The organism is Streptomyces sp. NPDC048248 (assembly GCF_043201875.1).
Taxonomy (GTDB): domain Bacteria; phylum Actinomycetota; class Actinomycetes; order Streptomycetales; family Streptomycetaceae; genus Streptomyces.
Genome location: NZ_JBICZL010000006.1, coordinates 382795 through 398874, shown reverse-complemented (window position 1 = coordinate 398874; position 16080 = coordinate 382795). Strand labels below are relative to the sequence as shown.

The following is a 16080-nucleotide window of genomic DNA, read 5'->3' as shown; positions in this document are numbered from 1 at the left end:
CGATGACGGGCGCCACGGTGTGGCTGACCGGACTGCCGAGTGCGGGCAAGACCACGATCGCCCACGCCCTGGCGGAGCGGCTGCGCGGCGAGGGCCGCCGGGTCGAGGTCCTGGACGGCGACGAGATCCGCGAGTTCCTCTCCGCCGGCCTCGGCTTCACCCGCGCCGACCGGCACACCAACGTGCAGCGGATCGGCTTCGTGGCCGAACTGCTGGCGAGCAACGGGGTCACCGCCCTGGTGCCGGTGATCGCGCCGTACGCCGACTCCCGCGAGGCGGTCCGCAAGCGCCACCAGGCCGAGGGCAGCGCGTATCTGGAGGTGCACGTGGCCACGCCGGTCGAGGTGTGCTCCGAGCGGGATGTCAAGGGGCTGTACGCCAAGCAGGCGGCCGGTGAGATCTCCGGTCTCACCGGTGTGGACGACCCCTACGAGCAGCCCGAATCGCCCGACCTGCGCATCGAGTCGCACACCCAGACCGTGCAGGAGTCCGCAGCCGCGCTCCACGCGCTGCTCGTCGAAAGGGGACTGGCGTGACGACCGCGACCGTTCTGAACCAGACCGGCGGCGACCCCGGGGGCGACGACAGCCCCTACGCGTTGTCGCACCTCGACGCCCTGGAGTCCGAGGGTGTCCACATCTTCCGCGAGGTCGCGGGCGAGTTCGAGCGGCCGGTGATTCTCTTCTCCGGCGGCAAGGACTCCATCGTCATGCTGCACCTCGCGCTGAAGGCGTTCGCGCCGGCCGCGGTGCCGTTCTCGCTGCTGCACGTCGACACCGGGCACAACTTCCCCGAGGTCCTCGACTACCGCGACCGCACCGTCGAGCGGCACGGCCTGCGGCTGCACGTCGCCTCCGTGCAGGACTTCATCGACCGCGGTGAACTGCGCGAGCGTCCGGACGGCACCCGTAACCCGCTGCAGACCGTCCCGCTGCTGGACGCCATCGACAAGAACCGCTTCGACGCGGTCTTCGGCGGCGGCCGCAGGGACGAGGAGAAGGCGCGCGCCAAGGAGCGGGTCTTCTCACTGCGCGACGAGTTCGGCGGCTGGGACCCGCGCCGGCAGCGGCCCGAGCTGTGGCAGCTCTACAACGGCAAGCACTCGCCGGGCGAGCACGTCCGCGTCTTCCCGCTCTCCAACTGGACCGAGCTGGACGTGTGGCAGTACATCGCCCGCGAGAAGATCGAACTTCCCGCCATCTACTACGCCCACGAGCGTGAGGTCTTCGCACGCAGCGGTATGTGGCTGGCGCCCGGTGAGTGGGGCGGCCCGAAGGACGGCGAGAGCCTGGAGACCCGGCAGGTGCGCTACCGCACCGTCGGCGACATGTCCTGCACCGGTGCCGTCGACTCCGACGCCGACACCATCGAGGCCGTCATCACGGAGATCGCCGCCTCCCGGCTCACCGAGCGGGGCGCGACCCGGGCCGACGACAAGATGTCCGAGGCCGCCATGGAGGACCGTAAGCGCGAGGGGTACTTCTAACCATGACCACGATCAACACCGTTGACGCGGGCGCCACCTCGCTACTGCGTTTCGCCACCGCCGGCTCCGTCGACGACGGCAAGTCGACCCTGGTCGGTCGGCTGCTGCACGACTCCAAGTCGGTTCTCACCGACCAGCTGGAGGCCGTCGAGCACGCCTCCCGCAACCGCGGACAGGAGGCGCCCGACCTGGCGCTGCTGACCGACGGGCTGCGCGCCGAGCGCGAGCAGGGCATCACCATCGACGTGGCCTACCGCTACTTCGCCACCCCGCGGCGCCGCTTCATCCTCGCCGACACCCCCGGGCATGTGCAGTACACGCGCAACATGGTCACCGGCGCCTCCACCGCAGAGCTGGCCGTGGTGCTGGTCGACGCCCGCAACGGCGTGGTCGAGCAGACCCGCCGGCACGCCGCCGTCGCCGCCCTGCTGCGCGTCCCGCACGTGGTGCTGGCCGTCAACAAGATGGACCTCGTCGACTACGCCGAGCCCGTCTTCGCCGCCATCGCCGAAGAGTTCACCACCTACGCGGCGTCGCTGGGCGTCCCGGAGATCACCGCCATCCCGATCTCCGCGCTGGCCGGGGACAACGTCGTGACCGCGTCCGCGAACATGGACTGGTACGGCGGCCCGACCGTGCTGGAGCACCTGGAGACCGTGCCCGTCGTCGCCGACCCCTCGGACGACCCCGGCCGCTTCCCGGTCCAGTACGTCATCCGCCCGCAGACCGCGGAGCACCCCGACTACCGCGGCTACGCCGGTCAGATCGCCTCCGGCGTGCTGCGCGTCGGCGACGCCGTGACCGTCCTGCCCTCCGGCCGTACGAGCACCATCGAGGCGATCGACGCACTGGGCCAGGCTGTGGACGTCGCCTGGGCGCCGCAGTCGGTGACCGTGCGGCTCGCCGACGACCTCGACATCTCCCGCGGCGACCTGATCGCCCCCACCGCCTCGGCGCCGAGTGCGACGCAGGACATCGAGGCGACCATCTGCCACGTGGCGGACCGTCCGCTGAAGGTCGGCGACCGGGTACTGCTCAAGCACACCACCCGCACGGTCAAGGCGATCGTCAAGGACATCCCGTCCCGCCTGACCCTGGACGACCTCTCGCAGCACCCGGCACCGGGCGAGCTGGTCGCCAACGACATCGGCCGGATCGTCGTGCGCACGGCCGAGCCGCTGGCCCTGGACGCCTACGCCGACTCCCGTCGCACCGGCTCCTTCCTGCTGATCGACCCGGCGGACGGGACGACGCTGACCGCCGGCATGGCGGGCACCGCCTTCGCCGAGGCTGCCGCTGAGGTCGCCGCGCCCGAGGCGGACGACGAGGGATGGGACTTCTGATCATGCTCAAGGACATATTCTCGACCTTCGCGAAGGAGGGCGGCCGCATCGGCAGCGGAGCCCTCGGGAGCGGCCAGGGCGGAGTCGGCCGATGTGTGTGCTGACGATGCTCGACTCCGTGCCCCCCACACCCCACTTCCGAAGATCTACTGAACTGCCGGGCGCGCCCTAGAGGGGCGCGAACCGACCCGGCCCTCCGAGAGGAACGCCTCCCGTGTCTGCCGTTCGTTTCCGCCTTCTGGCGGCCGCCGCCACCGTCCCGCTCCTGATAGGCGCGCTGGGCGCCTGCGGCTACGGCTCCCAGGCCAAGAAAGACACCGCGGCCGACATCGCCCCCAAGGGCGCGAAGACCGACGGGCTCGACGAAGTCAAGCTCGGTTTCTTCGGCAACACCACGCACGCCACTCCGCTGGTCGGCATCCAGAAGGGCCTGTTCCAGAAGGAATTGGGCGGGACGGCGGTGAAGTCCTCCGTCTTCAACGCCGGCCCCGCGGAGATCGAGGCCCTCAACTCGGGTGCCATCGACATCGGTTGGATCGGCCCCTCGCCCGCGATCAACGGCTACGTCAAGTCGCACGGCAAGAGCCTGAAGATCATCTCGGGTTCCGCCTCCGGCGGCGTCTCGCTCGTGGTCAACCCCAAGAAGATCAAGAGCCTGGACGATCTCAAGGGCAAGACGATCGCGACCCCGCAGCTGGGCAACACCCAGGACGTCGCGCTCCTGAACTACCTGGCCGAAAAGGGCTACAAGGTCGACGCCACCACCGGCAGGGGTGACGTCACCGTCCAGCGCACCGAGAACAAGGTGACGCCGACCGCCTTCCGGCAGGGCAGCATCGACGCGGCCTGGGTCCCCGAGCCCACCGCCTCCAAGCTCGTCGCCGAGGGCGGCAAGACGCTGCTGGACGAGAAGAAGCTGTGGAAGGACGGCAAGTTCGTCATCACGAACGTGATCGTCTCGCAGAAGTTCCTCAAGGAGCACCCCAAGGCCGTCGAGGCGGTGCTGCGCGGCTCGGTGAAGACCAACGACTGGATCAGGTCCCACCCTGCCGAGGCGAAGAAGGCGCTCAACGACAAGCTCGCCGACCCCACCATCTCCGGTAAGTCGCTGCCCGGCGAGGTCATCGACCCGGCGTTCAAGAACGTCGACCTCACCGACGACCCGCTGGCCGCCACCCTCCAGGAGGAAGCGGATCACGCCGTCAAGGCCGGCCTGCTGAAGAAGCCCGACCTCAAGGGCATCTACGACCTCACGCTGCTGAACAAGGTGCTCAGGTCCGAGGGCAAGCAGCCGGTCGACGACGCCGGTCTCGGCAGCAAGTAGTCCCGCCCCAGCACCGCAGTCCCCAGGAGGTGACACCGATGACGACCACCACGCTCACCAAGCAGCCCGCCACGGCGGACACCGGCACCACCGTGCCGTACGCCGCTCGCATCGACCATGTCTCGAAGTCGTTCGGCCGTCCCGGCGCTCAGCAGCACGTGCTGGACGACATCAGCATCGATGTCGCGCCGGGCGAGTTCGTCTGCCTCCTGGGGGCCTCGGGCTGCGGCAAGTCCACCCTCCTCAACCTGGTGGCCGGGCTCGACGCGCCGTCCGTCGGCAGCATCGAGACGCCCGGCGGCCGCCCCGCCCTGATGTTCCAGGAGCACGCGCTCTTCCCGTGGCTGACGGCGGGCCGCAACATCGAACTGGCGCTGCGGCTGCGCGGTGTGCCGCGCGCGGAGCGCCGCGACGAGGCCGAGCGGCTGCTCGAACTCGTCCGCCTCAAGGGCGCCCACGGCAAGCGGGTGCACGAGCTGTCCGGCGGCATGCGCCAGCGCGTCGCGATGGCCCGCGCGCTCGCCCAGGACAGCCAACTGCTGCTGATGGACGAGCCGTTCGCCGCGCTCGACGCCATCACCCGCGACGTCCTGCACGACGAGCTGACCCGTATCTGGCGGGAGACCAACCTGTCGGTCCTCTTCGTCACCCACAACGTCCGCGAGGCCGTACGGCTCGCGGAGCGCGTCGTACTGCTGTCCTCCCGCCCGGGCCGGATCGCACGTGAATGGCAGGTGGACATCCCGCAGCCGCGCCGCATCGAGGACGCCGCCGTCGCCGACCTTTCCGTCGAGATCACCGAACAGCTCCGTGGGGAGATCCGCCGACATGGCCAGCACTGAGACCAAGGACCAGTCCACCACCGGAAGGCCCGGCGACCGGGCCTCCGCCGGCGGTGACTCCTCCAACGATCTCGCCGGTCTGGAGGCCGGACTGGACGCCCTCGAATCGAAGGTCGTCGACCGGCAGCCATGGCTGCGCACCCTCGCCTCGAAGGCGTTGCCGCCCGTCATCGCCATCGCGATCGTCCTCGGACTGTGGCAGCTCGCCTACCACTTCGAGCTCAAGGAGCACTACCTGCTCCCGAGCCCCATCGAGGTGGGCCGCTCGCTGCAGGACAAGTGGCTCGAGGGCACGCTGCTGAGCTACGTCTGGACCAGCATCTCCCGCGGCGCACTCGGCTTCCTCGCCTCGGTCGTCATCGGTACGGTGCTCGGGCTGATCGTCGCCCGGGTGAAGGTCGTCCGGGCCGCGATCGGGCCGATCCTGAGCGGTCTGCAGTCCCTGCCGTCCGTCGCCTGGGTGCCGGCCGCGATCATCTGGTTCGGACTGAGCGACGCCACGATCTACGCCGTGGTGCTGCTCGGCGCGGTCCCCTCGATCGCCAACGGGCTCGTCGCCGGCGTCGACCAGATCTCTCCCCTCTACCTGCGGGCGGGCCGCACCATCGGCGCGACCGGTCTCGCCGGAGTACGGCATGTCCTGCTGCCTGCCTCGCTGCCCGGCTACATCGCCGGCCTCAAGCAGGGCTGGGCGTTCTCCTGGCGCTCCCTGATGGCCGCCGAACTCATCGTCAACGCGCCCGAGCTGGGCACCGGCCTCGGCCAGCTCCTGGAGCAGGGTCGCGAGTTCCAGGACATGTCCTGGGTGCTGTCCGCGATCCTGCTGATCCTCATCGTCGGCATCGGTATCGAACTGCTGATCTTCGCCCCGATCGAGCGGCGCGTGCTGCGCAGCCGCGGCCTCCTCGTGAAGAGCTGACCATGTCTGCCCGTCCCACTCTCCTCGTCATCGCCCACGGCAGCCGCGACCCGCGGCACGCGGCGACCGTCTCCGCGCTCTGCGCGCGGGTCCGGGCGCTGCGGCCGGGGCTGCGTGTCGAGGTCGGCTATCTCGACTTCAACGCGCCGAGCGTGCCCCGCGTGCTGGAGCGACTGTCGGCCGAAGGAGTGCGGGACGTGGTGGCCCTGCCGCTCCTCCTGACCCGGGCGTTCCACGCGAAGTCCGACATCCCCGCGGCGCTGCGGGAGGCCGTGTCGCGGCTGCCGCTGCTCTCCGTCCACCAGGCCGAGGTCCTCGGCCCTTCCTCCCTCCTGACCGACGCGTTGGAGCGCCGGCTGGAGGAAGCCGGGGTTCGCCCCGGCGACCGCCGCTCGACCGGGGTCGTGCTGGCCTCGGCGGGCTCCAGTGACCCGGAGGCGATCGCAGTGATCGCTGAAACCGCGCGGGAGTGGCGGCGCACCGCTGGTTGGTGTGCCGTGCGACCTGCGTTCGCCTCCGCATCTCTTCCCCGCACGGCGGACGCCGTGCGGGCGCTGCGGGCCGAGGGCGTCGACCGGGTGGCCGTCGCGCCCTACGTCATAGCTCCCGGCTTCCTGCCCGACCGCATCGCGGCCGGTGCCCGAGAAGCCGGCGCCGACGTCCTCGCCCCCGTCCTCGGCGCGGCCCCCGAGCTGGCCCATCTCCTGCTGCGCCGCTACGCCCAGTCCCTCCGGTCCCGGCAGGACCTGCCCACTCTGGTTGCTTGAGGGGCCCAGAGCCGACGGGCCTCCGGCGTTGTCCAGGGGCGCATGCACGCCGGAGTCGGAGGCCGCGTCAGTACGGGGGCCGGAAGTACGGAGCCCGCACCGGGCGGGCGGCTGCGCCTCCCCGGCTGGGGTGCGCGGCGTCCGGTCGGTCGCTCGGGGCGCTCAGTTCAAGCCGGCTCCGCAGACGCTGCAACGCCCTGAGAACCTCCGTGCGGTGACGGGCCTTCTTCATCCAGGCCGGCAGCCGGTCGAGCATGCTCATGGCCGGGTATCCGGCACGTTCGCGAAGGCGGGCGGCCACGTACGCCTCGAGTACGTCGACATGACGACCGTTGTAGGCCCACAGCACCTCGTTGCAGCAGGGCGTCTGCAGCCACAGAGGCCGTTCGAAGAACGGGTCATCGGGGCCGCCGAGCGTCGCCGCGATCAGCGCATTGCCCTGGCGTTCAGCCGTCCATTCCCTCGTCGTGCCGCAGAGATGGCACAACAGGCGTCGCGGCCGGTAGTGCATTTCCGTCCAGTAGCGAAGCTCGGGGAGGTCGGGCCTCGGTACCACGACGGCGCGCCCGCCACATCCCGGACACAGGACATGAATGAGGTCCGAATATGCGGCCAAGCGGTGGCGCGAGTCGAGATACCGCCGATCGTCCGCTCCTGAATCGCTCACACCCAAACCTCCCACACGGCCGTGCCGTGCGCCCCGGCCTGTCGCCGCAGCCCCGTCTGCCCTATTCCTTTCCGTACGTCCAGGAGGGCTTGGTCCCTACGTCCGGGAGGCCCGGTCCGTACATCCGGATGGCTCGGCCCCTAATGCCCGGAGGAGTCGCAGTCGGTGGACTCGTACGCGGCGGGGGTGTGGACCTATCGCCCGCCACGGCCGCAGAGCAGCGGCAGGACAAGACGCCGACTGTGGCTGGGATCCCTGCGGGCATCAACATCCGGGTACTGTCACCCTCTCCGGCACGGAGACATGCGCCCGGATGTGGACACCGACGATCCGGCCTTGATGATCGCCCTGCTGCTGCGGCCGGCCCTCGGCCTGCGCGCCGAACTCACCCGCCGCAACGCGGATCGCTGTCTGGCCCTCATGCTCGACAGCCTGCGAGCCCGCGATGACGCCCAGCCGCTGCTCGCCCGGGAGATCGCCGTCACCGACCTGGACCCCGGCGCCTAGGCGTGTCCGGGCAGGGCGAGGGGTGCGGAAACTGCACCCCGAGCCCGGCTGGGCCGGGCAAGCCCATCGACTACGACGTCGAGACCGACAGCCGCATGGCCTCCCTTTCTCCATGCGGCCGTTCGCTCCGCTACACGGCAAGCCGCTCCGGGCTCTCGCCATCAGGTGGTCGGGCCGCGGCTCACCCCCGCTCCTGAAAGCGCTGCTCGGGTTGGCCGGAAGTCGGCCCGGCCCTTCTCGTAGACCGTGAGGCCGCGCGACAGGTGGAGCGGAACGAGAAAAAGTTCCACGATGAGGGCCTTCCAGGCGTAGACGAGGTTGACGGCCTTGGTGGCGTAGACGCAGGGGATGTTCAACAAGACTCCGCCGAGCGGGAGTTTGCGCCGGCGCGCGGCATAGATCAGTGGTGGGGTCGTCAGGAGAAGTTCGGCTCCGGCCCACCAGGCGAGGACGATCGGGAGGGGCTGATCCGTTGTCGCGGCGGCCACGAACGGCGTTGCCCACCAGAGGGGCGCGGTGAGGATCTCCAGGAGGGCGAGCAGGACCCAGAGGGCGAGCAAGGGCTTGTGGGTGATCAGCCGTCCGAGGTGCAGGCGCACGTTCTGGCAGAAGCCGGCCATCCAGCGCCAGACCTGTTTGCGCAGATAGGTGAGGTCCTCCGGGTCGGCGGCCAGGGCGACCGCGTCGGAGACGTAGACCGCCTTTCTGCCTGCGATCTGCTGGGACCAGGTGTAGTCCATGTCCTCGACGATGGTGCGCTCGGGGAAGCCGCCGAAGGAGACGAGGTCGTCGCGGCGGAAGACCGAGCAGCAACCCGAGCAGACCATGGGGCTGTTGGCGCGGGCCTGGATGGGGCGGTGCCAGTGAAAGCCGAAGAGGTACTCGGTGGACCGGCCGCGTTCCCAGATCGTGTGCGTATGGCGGGTACGGACCGTGCCGGCGGCGACGGTTACGCGGGGATCGTCGAAGACGGGCACGACGGTTTCGATGTAGTCGGGTGCGAGGACGGTGTCCGCGTCGACGGCCAGCACGAGATCGGTGGTGCAGAGCGGCAGAGCGTAGTTCTGCGCCTTCGCCTTGCTGCCGAGGTTGTCCGGCGGACGGAGAACGGTCACTCCGTGTGACGCCGCTACCTCGCCCGTACGGTCGGTGGATGCGTCGTCCACGACCAGGATGCGGTCAGGCGGGACGGTTTGCGCCGCGAGGGACCGCAAGGTGGCCGGGAGTCCTTCCTCCTCGTTGTGAGCGGGCACGATGACGGTGACGGTGTGCATGCTGAACTCCCCCTGTGGTGCGGAACGCGGCGAATACGACAGCGATCAGGCCGATCACGCCGTAGACGAGAGTGCTGATGCCGATGAACGGCAGTCCTCCGTGCATGTCACCGAAAGTAGCGGGGTTCGCGCGCAGTTGGTTCCGGAGGCCCCCTCCTGTGGATAAGCGAGGAAGGGCAGGAAAGGGGCAGACAGGGGGCAGGAAGGGGAGCATGACATCCCCACGGTGCGTCACCGTACGGTGGTGAGAAGAGACTTACGGGAGCTCGCGGAGAGAAGGAGAGAGCACGGAGAGCGCGGTCGGCGCAGCTCGCTCGACTCGGGCTCGGCCTGGCGAGGCTTGACGTCGCCGGACGCCGCTCTGCGGCGCAGCACACGCCCGGCATCGCCCGGCGTGCCCCGCCCCCGTTCGCGCGACGCCCCAAGGCCCTTGGCCGGCTTCGCGCACAGCGACGCCGGCCGCCGCGCCCCGTGGGGGCGAGCGCGGCGGCCGGCGTGTGGTGCTGAGGTGTTGCGTCTCTGACTACTCGACGACCTTGAGCAGCTTGTTGGGCGTGCCCTCGCTCGGGTTGGTGATCTTGTCGGCGGTGGCGCCCTCGGTCAGGGCCTTGGAGACCTGCTCGGGGGTGGCGTCCTTGTGGCCGGCGAGGTAGACCGCGGCGGCACCCACGACATGCGGGGTGGCCATGGACGTACCGGAGATCGTCTTCGTGCCGTCGTCGCTGTCGTTCCAGTCCGACGTGATGTCGGAGCCGGGAGCGTAGAGGTCCACGACGCTGCCGAAGTTGGAGAAGTCGGACTGCTCGTCGGTGTTGGTGCTGGAGGCGACCGTAATGGCCTCCTTCACACGCGACGGGGAGCCCTGGCCGGCGTCGCTGGACTCGTTGCCGGCCGCGACCGCGAAGGTGACACCGGAGGCGATCGCCTTCTGCACGGCCGCGTCGAGCGCCTCGTCCGCGCCGCCACCGAGGGACATGTTGGCGACCGACGGGCCTTTGTGGTTCTTGGTCACCCAGTCGATACCGGCGACGACCTGCTCGGTGGTGCCGGAGCCCTGGTCGTCCAGCACGCGGACGGCCACGATCTTGGCCTTCTTGGCCACGCCGTGCGCCGCACCGGCGATGGTGCCCGCGACGTGCGTGCCGTGTCCGTTGCCGTCCGTGGCGTCCTCGTCGCCGTCGACGGCGTCGAAGCCGGAGGCGGCGCGACCCTCGAAGTCCTTGTGCGTGGTGCGGACTCCGGTGTCGATGACGTAGGCGGTGACGCCCTCACCCGCGCTGTCGGGGTAGTTGTACTTCTTGTCGCCCTCGGTGTCCGCCTGGTCGATGCGGTCCAGGCCCCACGACGGCGGGTTGTCCTGGGTGCCGTCGATGTGGAACTTCTTGTTCTGGACGACCTTGTCGACGGCCGGGTCCGCGGCGAGCTGCTTGGCCTCGTCCTCGCTCAGACCGGTCGCCGAGAAGCCGTCGATGGCCGACGAGTAGTTCCGCTTGACCTTGCCGCCGTACTTGTCGGCGAGGTCGCCGCTTTCGGCGGTACGGATCGACTTCTTCAGCATGACGATGTAGCTGCCGTTCACGGCGCCCTTGGCCTCGGCGCCGTAGATCTTGCCCTCGGCAGGAGCGGCACCGGCGGTGACCGCGGTGACGGCGGCGATGCCGGTGGCGGCGACCGCGGCGGTTATCGCCGTAACGAGCCGCTTCTTGCTGGAACGCTTGTGAGCCATTGCGAGGGTTCTCCTCGTTCGTGGTGTGGGGGGAAAGCGTTGCGCAATAGCCCGCGGGGACCGGAAGATCTCCGCGAGCTGGCTCGAAACCCTGTCTGATTGACGGGTCCAATTCAAGGCCGGCCCGGCCGTGTGACATAGACAACAAGATTGCTTAATCACAAAGGCCCGCAGAACCGGGCAAAAGGACAGGCCAAGTTGAACCGGGAGGACTCAACTCCCTTTACATTCACGCAACAGAAGATGACGTCACGCGAAGTAAGCGCGAGATTACCGAATTCGATGTGTCAGACTCGCGCCACGTAAGAGGTGTGGAATGGGCGGACGTAATTGAGCGAGGCCGACCGGCGTTTCCGGCATCGGGCCATGGTGTTGCGAAGTCCGCTGCCGGGGTTTGCGGTTCACCGCGGTTCATGCAGCTCGGACCGTCGGGTTCGGTGCGGTTCCGCCTTACGGGGCGGCTTCCTCGGGCGCGTTCCCGTGCACTCGGCGTGCGCCCGACTCGGCCCCGTCCCGGCTACCGCTGATAGCGAGCCAGCACCAGATTTCCGTCCCTGACCAGTCGCCTGCGCAGCTCGCCCAGGCCGATCGCGCCGCTGTAGTACTCCTGGAGGCCGGGGGTGGCGACCTTGTCCTTCCATTCCGGGTAGCCGCGGACGGACTGGGCCGGTGCGGGCCGCAGGGAGTCCGCCAGCGCGGTACCGGTCGCCCAGTCGTACTTGGTCGACCGCAGCGCCGGGTCCTTCAACGCTTCCTGACCTGTCGGCAGCATCCAGTCCCCCAGCGCCAGCCGGACCATGTTCGGTGGCCTGAGGAGGAAGTCGATGAAGGCCATCGCCTCCTCCTTGTACGGGCAGGCGTCGGCGATCGAGAGTGTCTGCGGGCTCACGCCCTGGTCCGAAGCGGTGCCCTTGGGGGCGGGCAGCACCGTCCAGTCGAAGCCCTCGGGTGCCTGCTGGGCGATCTGCTGACGGTAGGAGAACCCCAGGGGCACCATGGCGTAGCGTCCCGCGAAGAAGCCGGGCAGGGTGTCGGAGCCGCCCATCCCCAGGGTCGTACGGGGCGCACTGTGGTCGACGTTCACCTGGTCGTGGACGGCTCGCGGCACCACCTGGTCCACTGCGTCGAAGCGCACCTCCACCTTGCCGTCGGGGCGGCGATGGAAGACCTGACCGCCCGTGGACAGGGAGAGGTTGAGCGTGGCGGAGACCGGTTCCTTCAGCGGCCAGGCGACGCCGTACGTGCCGTTGCGGGTCAGCCTCTTGGCCGCGTCCGTGAACTCCTGCCACGTCCAAGGATGTTCAGGGGAGGGGGTGCGGACGCCGGAGCGGCGCAGGACGGTGCGGTTCGCGATCAGGACCCGCGGCTCCTGGAGGAACGGGACGCCGTAGATCCGGCCGTCGAACGTCCCCATCTCCCAGCTGTGCCGGGGGATGTCCCGCCGGAGCCGGGCGGGCAGCAAGGAGGTGAGATCGGCGAGGTCGCCACCGTAGGCGAAGTCGGCGAGGTCGTCGGAGGCGTCGTGGATGATGTCCGGTGCCTCGCCGCCCTCGAAGGACGTGAGCAGTTGGTCGTGGACGGTGGGCCACGCGCCTTGGACGTACTGCACCTGGGCCTTGGGATGGTGCGCGTTCCACTCGGCGACGAGCTGCTTGTTGGCCTTGATGGAGTCCTGTTGCCAGGCCAGTGACTGGAAGCGCAGGGTGATCCGGCCTCCCGTCACCCGCCGCGAGGCATCGGAGCACCCGGGCAGGAGCGCCGCGGCCGGAAGCGCGGCGGCCGCCGCGAGCAGGCCACGTCGGGGGACGCCTGCGGGCTGCCGCGCCCCGGGGTCGGCCGGCGAGGAACTCTCTTGCGCTGCGGAGTCGTCGCGCATCAGCTTTTCACCGCCCCGGCCAGCATTCCGCCGGTGATCCGGCGCTGGATGACGGCGAACAGCAGGAGGCTGGGAAGCGTGGCGAGGAGCGCGGCGGCGGCGAGCGGACCGAGGTCGGCGACGCCCTCCGCCCCGAGGAAGTGGGTCAGCACCACCGGCAGTGTCTGCTTTCCGGGCGACTTGAGCAGGACCAGGGCGAAGAAGAACTCGTTCCAGGCAGTGATGAAGGCGAACAGGGCGGTGGCGATGATGCCCGGTGCCAGCAGGGGCGCGGTGACCGAGACGAGCGTACGGACCCGGCCCGCGCCGTCCACCGCGGCGGCCTCCTCCAACTCGGGTGGCACTGCCCTGACATAGCCGGTCAGCATCCACAGCGCGAACGGCAGCGACCACACCACGTAGGCCATGATCAGACCGATTCGGGAGTCCACGAGATGGAAGTTCTTCAGGATCAGGAACAACGGGATGATCACCAGCACCAGCGGAAACGCCTGACTGATCACGACCCAGCCGGTGGCCGCCCGCGCGAAGCGGTTGCGGTAGCGCGCCAGAACGTACGCCATCGGGGTCGCCAGCACGATCGCGATCACCGCCGAGACGGCCGCAGCGAGCAGGCTGTTGCCCGCCGCCTCCAGCAACGGCTGCTGCGCGAAGGCCTGTCGGAAGTTCTCCAGGGTCGGCGCCTCGGGGATCCACGTCGGATGGATGCTGCTCAGTTCGCGTGGGGGCTTGAAGGCCGTGGAGATCAGCCAGAGGAAGGGGAAGGCGAGGAAGACGAGGTAGCACAGCAGGGCGGCGTACTGTCCGGTGCGGCCTGCGGTGCGTTTGACCGTCGGCCGGCGTTTGCCGGCCGGGCGGCGCTGCGGGTCCGGCGGTGACGGCGCCCCGGCCGGCTGGTGCGGCGGTCCGCTCACCGGGCTGACTCGGGTCATGTGTGGTCGTCCCCCTTCAGCCGGCCGGCGAGGAAGACGGCCAGCAGGACCGAGATCACCGCGACCATCGCCAGGCCCATCGTGGCGGCGTACCCGAACTGCCCGTAGCGGAAGGCCTCTTCGTACGCGAAGAGCATCGGCAGCCGGGTCCGGCCGCCGGGCCCGCCGTCGGTCAGGACGTAGACCAGGGCGAAGGAATTGAAGTTCCAGATGAAGTTGAGCGCGGTGACGGCGAGCGCGATCGGCCGGATGGCGGGCCAGGTGACCGTGCGGAAGCGGCGCCAGGCGCCCGCGCCGTCCATGGACGCGGCCTCGTGCAGTTCGTTCGGGACGTTCTGCAGGCCGGCCAGCAGCGAGACGGTCGTCTGCGGCATACCGGCCCACACGCCGACGATGATGACCGCGGGCAGCGCCGTCGCCAGACCGCTGAGCCAGTCCCGTCCGTCGGCCGCTCCGGCAAGGCCGAGACTGCGCAGCGTCTCGTTCAGGATGCCGGCGTCCGGGTGGTAGACCAGCCGCCACATGATGCCGATGACGACCTCGGGCATCGCCCACGGGATGATCGCCAGCGCGCGGGCCAGCCAGCGCAGCCGCAGATTCAGGTTGAGCAGCAGCGCGAGACCGAGCGCGAGGAAGAACTGCGGGACTGTGACACCGACGGCCCACACCAGGCCGATGCGGAAGGAGTCCCAGAACAGGGAGTCCTGGAACAGGTCGGAGAAGTTCAGCAGGCCCACCCACTGGGTGGGTCTGGTCCGCCCCGACTGCGCGTCGGTGAACGCCAGGCCGATGCCGTACAGCAGCGGGCCGACGCTCAACACCAGGATCGGGATCAGCGCGGGGAGCACCAGGAACCACGCGCCGTGGTCGCGGCGTGGTCCCGCGGCGCGGCGCGAGCCCGCTGCGGTTGACCGCTGTGGCGCGGTCGCTCGGGTCACGGCAGAGGCTCCTTCAGGGACGCGGCTCGGTCCGGCGCCCCGCGACGCGGCACCCCGGTCTGCTCAGTGCGGACGACGGTCTCGGCTCCCGCGATGACGTGCGGGTACGTCCGTCGGCAGGGCCATGGGCGAGGCGTGGGCAGGGTCGTGGTCGTGACGTTCCGAGGCCGGCGTGCCCTGCCCGGGGGCACATCGTCGGCGTCTCCCGTCGGCGTCGTGGCCGACGCACACATGTGTCGCGTCAGCCCGCCCTTCCCCCCTTCGCGTCTCCCCCTCCCCCGTGCCCGGCCCCATGGCCGAGCCACACCCCGTGGTGCTCTGTGGTCGCTCCCGTTCCCTCCCGTTGCGCGCACGGGAGGCGCGTTGACGCAGGTGGTCGCCGTCATCGTCGTGACGGCCGCGACCGCAGTCAAGCTTCCGGCCCGATTTCCCTACCGGATCTGCCCGCCGGGCACCTCCCCCGGACCTGCGACACTGGTCGCGATCACGCACCGCAGGAGGCACCACGATGACCGATCCGAGCCCCGGCGCCTTCACCGAGGCCCGCGCCCGCGACATCCTGGCCGCGGCCGGACGGCCCGAGGCGGCTGCGGACGCGAGGTTGCTGTCGCTCGGCGAGAACGCCGTCTTCGCGCTCGGCGACAGCGGCCCGGTCGTACGGGTGGGCCGCAGCGCCGAGCTTCTGGAGCGCGCCGAGCGGGAACTGGCCGTGGCCCGGTGGCTGGAGGCCGAAGGCGTGCCGGCGGTGCGCGCGGCCGAGCCGGTGGCCGCCTTGGTGGAGGGGCACCCGGTCACGTATTGGCACCAACTGCCGGAGGCTGTCCGCCCCGCAGGACCCGGCGATCTCGCGGCACTGTTGCGGCGCGTCCACGCCCTGCCGGAGCCGCCTCTCGCGCTGCCCCGGCGCGAACTCCTCGGTGGGGTGGAGCGCTGGCTGCGGCTGGCCGGGGACGCCGTATCGGCGCAGGACGCGGAGTATCTGCGCGGCCGGCGGGACGCGTTCGCGGCGGCCGCCACGGCACTTGAGCCGCACCTCCCGCGCGGCCCCATCCACGGCGACGCGCTGACCCGCAATGTGCATGTCGGTCCCGACGGCCCGGTCCTGGTGGACCTGGAGACCTTCTCCGCCGACCTGCGCGAACACGATCTCGTCGTCATGGCCCTGAGCCGGGACCGCTATGGCCTGGCCGCGGATGCCTACGACACCTTCGTGTCCGTCTACGGCTGGGACGTACGGGACTGGGAGGGCTGCGCGGTGCTGCGCGGCTCCCGGGAGACCGCGAGCTGCGCCTGGGTGTCCCAGCACGCGCCCGGAAACCCGGCAGCGCTCAAGGAGTTCCGACGCCGCATCGCCTCGCTGCGCGAGAAGGACGCGACGGTCCGGTGGTATCCGTTCTGAGGGAACGGCAGAGTCCTCGGGGCCGATCCCTCCGCGCGGCCGTCCCCGAACGGCCCCCAGGGCGTGTCCTGTGCATCAGC

General features: G+C 70.1%; 15 protein-coding genes. 9 read left to right on the top strand and 6 right to left on the bottom strand.

Going from position 1 to position 16080, the window contains the following annotated elements; genetic code table 11:
- The first annotated feature begins 2 nt into the window (after window positions 1-2).
- The 7 genes from cysC to ACGFZW_RS15300 all read left to right on the top strand — a co-directional run bounded on the left by cysC (window position 3) and on the right by ACGFZW_RS15300 (window position 6681).
- A complete protein-coding gene (gene cysC, locus ACGFZW_RS15330) occupies window positions 3-536 on the top strand; it encodes an adenylyl-sulfate kinase (protein WP_393893579.1) in 534 nt (177 codons plus the stop codon).
- On the top strand, window positions 533-1486 hold the full coding sequence (gene cysD / locus ACGFZW_RS15325) for a sulfate adenylyltransferase subunit CysD (RefSeq protein ID WP_393893578.1): 954 nt from the start codon (window positions 533-535) through the stop codon (window positions 1484-1486). Before cysC ends, cysD begins: the two co-directional genes overlap by 4 nt.
- Window positions 1487-1488: 2 nt before the next feature.
- Complete coding sequence (locus tag ACGFZW_RS15320) at window positions 1489-2829, top strand: sulfate adenylyltransferase subunit 1 (RefSeq protein WP_393893577.1); 1341 nt, start codon at window positions 1489-1491, stop codon at window positions 2827-2829.
- A 214-nt stretch (window positions 2830-3043) separates the two neighbouring features.
- Window positions 3044-4153: an aliphatic sulfonate ABC transporter substrate-binding protein gene (locus tag ACGFZW_RS15315; RefSeq protein ID WP_393893576.1), complete on the top strand. Its 1110-nt coding sequence runs from the start codon at window positions 3044-3046 to the stop codon at window positions 4151-4153.
- A gap of 38 nt (window positions 4154-4191) precedes the next feature.
- Window positions 4192-4995: an ABC transporter ATP-binding protein gene (locus tag ACGFZW_RS15310; protein WP_393893575.1), complete on the top strand. Its 804-nt coding sequence runs from the start codon at window positions 4192-4194 to the stop codon at window positions 4993-4995.
- On the top strand, window positions 4982-5914 hold the full coding sequence (locus ACGFZW_RS15305) for an ABC transporter permease (protein ID WP_393893574.1): 933 nt from the start codon (window positions 4982-4984) through the stop codon (window positions 5912-5914). Before ACGFZW_RS15310 ends, ACGFZW_RS15305 begins: the two co-directional genes overlap by 14 nt.
- Before the next feature lie 2 nt (window positions 5915-5916).
- Window positions 5917-6681, top strand: a complete 765-nt coding sequence (locus ACGFZW_RS15300; protein ID WP_393893573.1) for a sirohydrochlorin chelatase — start codon at window positions 5917-5919, stop codon at window positions 6679-6681.
- A gap of 67 nt (window positions 6682-6748) precedes the next feature.
- On the opposite strand, the gene ACGFZW_RS15295 is transcribed toward ACGFZW_RS15300, so the two are convergent.
- On the bottom strand, window positions 6749-7192 hold the full coding sequence (locus ACGFZW_RS15295) for a hypothetical protein (protein ID WP_393893572.1): 444 nt from the start codon (window positions 7190-7192) through the stop codon (window positions 6749-6751).
- Between the two features lie 459 nt (window positions 7193-7651).
- On the opposite strand from ACGFZW_RS15295, the gene ACGFZW_RS15290 reads away from it, so the two are divergent.
- Window positions 7652-7855 (top strand): hypothetical protein, encoded by a 204-nt coding sequence (locus tag ACGFZW_RS15290; RefSeq protein WP_393893571.1) that lies wholly within the window; start codon window positions 7652-7654, stop codon window positions 7853-7855.
- Window positions 7856-8016: 161 nt separating this feature from the next.
- Here ACGFZW_RS15290 and ACGFZW_RS15285 read toward each other — a convergent pair whose 3' ends face one another.
- The 5 genes from ACGFZW_RS15285 to ACGFZW_RS15265 all read right to left on the bottom strand — a co-directional run bounded on the left by ACGFZW_RS15285 (window position 8017) and on the right by ACGFZW_RS15265 (window position 14601).
- Window positions 8017-9129: a glycosyltransferase family 2 protein gene (locus tag ACGFZW_RS15285; protein WP_393893570.1), complete on the bottom strand. Its 1113-nt coding sequence runs from the start codon at window positions 9127-9129 to the stop codon at window positions 8017-8019.
- 523 nt (window positions 9130-9652) lie between these two features.
- A complete protein-coding gene (locus ACGFZW_RS15280; protein WP_393893569.1) occupies window positions 9653-10855 on the bottom strand; it encodes a S8 family peptidase in 1203 nt (400 codons plus the stop codon).
- A gap of 517 nt (window positions 10856-11372) precedes the next feature.
- Window positions 11373-12731, bottom strand: coding sequence for an ABC transporter substrate-binding protein (locus ACGFZW_RS15275; protein WP_393893568.1), 1359 nt, complete (start codon window positions 12729-12731; stop codon window positions 11373-11375).
- Window positions 12731-13663, bottom strand: a complete 933-nt coding sequence (locus tag ACGFZW_RS15270; RefSeq protein ID WP_393893567.1) for a carbohydrate ABC transporter permease — start codon at window positions 13661-13663, stop codon at window positions 12731-12733. Before ACGFZW_RS15270 ends, ACGFZW_RS15275 begins: the two co-directional genes overlap by 1 nt.
- The gene (locus tag ACGFZW_RS15265) at window positions 13660-14601 is read right to left on the bottom strand and encodes a carbohydrate ABC transporter permease (protein WP_393893566.1); all 942 of its coding nucleotides are present in this window, start codon (window positions 14599-14601) and stop codon (window positions 13660-13662) included. The genes ACGFZW_RS15270 and ACGFZW_RS15265 overlap by 4 nt, the downstream gene beginning before the upstream one ends.
- Before the next feature lie 508 nt (window positions 14602-15109).
- Here ACGFZW_RS15265 and ACGFZW_RS15260 point away from each other — a divergent pair.
- Entirely contained in the window at window positions 15110-16000 is an 891-nt protein-coding gene (locus ACGFZW_RS15260) for an aminoglycoside phosphotransferase family protein (protein ID WP_393893565.1), read from the top strand.
- The last annotated feature ends 80 nt before the right edge of the window (window positions 16001-16080 follow it).

Bases quoted from the DNA above. Each gene is read 5' to 3' on its own strand.
- ACGFZW_RS15290 (WP_393893571.1), top strand. From the start codon at position 7,652: ATGCGCCCGGATGTGGACACCGACGATCCGGCCTTGATGATCGCCCTG.
- ACGFZW_RS15305 (WP_393893574.1), top strand. From the start codon at position 4,982: ATGGCCAGCACTGAGACCAAGGACCAGTCCACCACCGGAAGGCCCGGC.
- ACGFZW_RS15300 (WP_393893573.1), top strand. From the start codon at position 5,917: ATGTCTGCCCGTCCCACTCTCCTCGTCATCGCCCACGGCAGCCGCGAC.
- ACGFZW_RS15275 (WP_393893568.1), bottom strand. From the start codon at position 12,731: ATGCGCGACGACTCCGCAGCGCAAGAGAGTTCCTCGCCGGCCGACCCC.
- ACGFZW_RS15285 (WP_393893570.1), bottom strand. From the start codon at position 9,129: ATGCACACCGTCACCGTCATCGTGCCCGCTCACAACGAGGAGGAAGGA.
- ACGFZW_RS15270 (WP_393893567.1), bottom strand. From the start codon at position 13,663: ATGACCCGAGTCAGCCCGGTGAGCGGACCGCCGCACCAGCCGGCCGGG.
- ACGFZW_RS15320 (WP_393893577.1), top strand. From the start codon at position 1,489: ATGACCACGATCAACACCGTTGACGCGGGCGCCACCTCGCTACTGCGT.
- ACGFZW_RS15295 (WP_393893572.1), bottom strand. From the start codon at position 7,192: ATGCACTACCGGCCGCGACGCCTGTTGTGCCATCTCTGCGGCACGACG.
- ACGFZW_RS15310 (WP_393893575.1), top strand. From the start codon at position 4,192: ATGACGACCACCACGCTCACCAAGCAGCCCGCCACGGCGGACACCGGC.
- cysC (WP_393893579.1), top strand. From the start codon at position 3: ATGACGGGCGCCACGGTGTGGCTGACCGGACTGCCGAGTGCGGGCAAG.
- ACGFZW_RS15280 (WP_393893569.1), bottom strand. From the start codon at position 10,855: ATGGCTCACAAGCGTTCCAGCAAGAAGCGGCTCGTTACGGCGATAACC.
- ACGFZW_RS15260 (WP_393893565.1), top strand. From the start codon at position 15,110: ATGACCGATCCGAGCCCCGGCGCCTTCACCGAGGCCCGCGCCCGCGAC.